This is a genomic window from Streptomyces daliensis, assembly GCF_054782395.1.
On sequence record NZ_BAAGSO010000113.1, the window covers coordinates 3,176 to 5,837 of the forward strand.

At 67.8% G+C, this 2,662-nt stretch carries 1 protein-coding gene; it reads right to left on the reverse strand.

All coding sequences use genetic code 11. From position 1 onward, the window contains the following. Positions 1-2,648: condensation domain-containing protein (locus ACYVOO_RS31370; protein ID WP_461019101.1), on the reverse strand; the 2,648-nt coding region annotated here is incomplete at its 3' end. Positions 2,649-2,662: the final 14 nt, after the last annotated feature.

The following is a 2,662-nucleotide window of genomic DNA, read 5'->3' on the forward strand; positions in this document are numbered from 1 at the left end:
CCGACCGTCTGCACGCTGAGGCCGAGGCCGTCCGGCCCAAGGTCGTTGACTGACACCCCCAGCGGATAGTTGCTCCGCTGCCCGCCGAGCACGCTGCGGATGCCCGCCATGGGCCGCTGTTCGTTCTGCTGTTCGCCGGTCGCGGACTGAGACGACGGCGTGATGTGCCGGTAGTTGAACAGTGAGGTGAACAGGGGGGTGTGGTCGGCGATGCCGCTGGCCTGCTGCGCCACCGCCAGCGGGGCGTGCTCGTGCTCCAGCAGGGCGGTCAGTTGGTCCCGCATCTGCTCGACCGCAGCGCGCACACCGACCTGGCCGGTCCGCACCCGCATGGGCAGGGTGTTCATGAACGGGCCGACGACACGGTCGGCACCCTCGCCCGCGTTCATCCGGCCGAAGAGCACGGTCCCGAACACCACGTCATCCCGGCCCGACAGCGTCGCCAGCACCCGCGCCCACACCACGTGCAGCACGGTCGCCGCGCTGACACCCAGCTCCCGCGCCACCCGCCGCAGATCCTCGGTGATCTCGTCCGCGACGGACACGGACACGCCGATGACACCGCTGCCGTCGCCGCGGGCTTCGAGCAGCCCGTAGGGGGCGGTCGGCTCGGTCACATCTCCCAGGAGGTCGGCAAAGAATTGCTCGTGCTCCTCCCTGGGCACCGCCCGCGTCTGCGCGACGAAGTTACGGAACGGCAGCGCGGGGGCCAGCTCGTCGGCCGCACCGGAGAGCACCGCCCGCAGTTCCTCCAGCAGCACATCCATGCCCAGGTGGTCTTGCAGCAGATGATGCAGCCGCACCACGGCCAGGCAACGCCCCTCGGGCAGCTCGGCCACGTGCAGATCCATCAACGGCGCACGCACCAGGTCCATCGCCAGTCCGGCCCGGGCGACCAGGGCTTGCCCCCGCTGCACCGGGTCGGTGGAGTCAAACTCCACACGGTGCTCGATGACCGGCACCTCGACGTGTCGCCGCACCACCTGCAACGGCTCGCGCAGACCCTCCCAAGCGATACCGGTGCGATAGATGTCGTGCCGGTTCACCACCTGCTGCAAAGCATCCGCGAACGCCTCCAGCCGCGAGCGCGAGTCGAACTCCACGACACGAGCCGTGAGATAGACATCCTCACCATCACCAGCCATCAGGTGATGGAAGAACATGCCCTCCTGCAACGGTGCCAACGGGTAAATGTCGGCGACGTTGGCCACTCCGCCCTCGACCGTGGCGACCACCCGATCAACCTCGGTCTGCGACAACTCCACCAGCGGCAGCATCTCCGGCGTGATCCGCTCCGCACCATCGGGGATCAGATTGTCGGGCACCTCAACCAGTGCGGTGCCTGCCGCACGCGCCAACCCGGCCGCCAGACCAGCGGGCGTCGGATCCTCGAACAGCGTCCTGATCTTGACTTCCGCCGCCAGCCGACCACGGATCCGCGACAGCAACCGGATCGCCAGCAGCGAATGCCCGCCCAGCTCGAAGAAGCTGTCCTCGACACCCACCGACTCCACCCGCAGCACCTCCGCGAAGATCTCGCAGAGCACAGCCTCCGTCTCATTCACCGGCGCCCGACCAACACCACCCAGCTCCTCAGGAACAGGCAGCGCCTTACGATCCAGCTTCCCGCTGGCCGTCAACGGCAACTCCGGCAACGAGACAACCACCGCCGGGACCATATGGTCGGGCAACCTGGCCGCGACGAACTCCCGGAGTCCCTGCACCTCTTCGCCATTGGTCGGCACGACGTAAGCGACCAGGCGCTTGTCACCAGGAGTGTCCTCGCGAGGGACGACCGCCGCCTGGGTCACGTCCGGGTGGGTCAACAGGGCGGCTTCGATCTCACCGGGCTCGATACGGAAGCCACGGATCTTCACCTGCTCATCCGCACGCCCGACGAACACCAGCTGGCCCTCCCGGCTCCACCTGGCCAGGTCCCCGGTCCGGTACATCCGCTCACCCGAACCAAACGGGCAGGCCACGAACCGCTCACCCGTCAGCCCGGGGCGACCCACATACCCTCGCGCCAGACCCGCACCGGCGACATACAGCTCACCGGTCACCCCGACCGGCACCGGCTGGAGGGTGTCGTCCAGGACGTATATGCGGGTGTTGGCGATCGGGGTACCGACCGGCACCACCCCACCAGCCACCAACTCCGGGGTCAGCTCGACGGTGGCGACACCGATGGTCGTCTCCGTCGGACCGTAATGGTTGAACACCCGCCGACCCCCACCAGCAGCCGCCTCCACCAGCTCCCGCACCCACCCAGGACTCGCAGCCTCACCACCGAGCACCACTGACCGTGCGGGAAGCAGCGGCTCGATACCCGCCACGGACGTCAACGCCCGCAGATGCGACGGCACCACCTTCAACGCGTCGATGTTCTGCTCAGCCACATACCCGGCAACCGCCTCCGGATCAGTGACCGACTCCTCATCCAGCACATGCAACTCACCGCCCGTGGCCAGGCTGGAGAACACCACCGTGTTGCCCAGATCCGTCACCTGCGCCTGCAACAACGCATACCTCGCCCCCGGAACCGCCCACCCCAACCGCTCAGACACCGAACACACATAGTTCGCCAACGCCCCATGCGTGACCGCCACACCCTTCGGCACCCCCGTCGAACCCGACGTATAGATCACATACGCCAACCCCG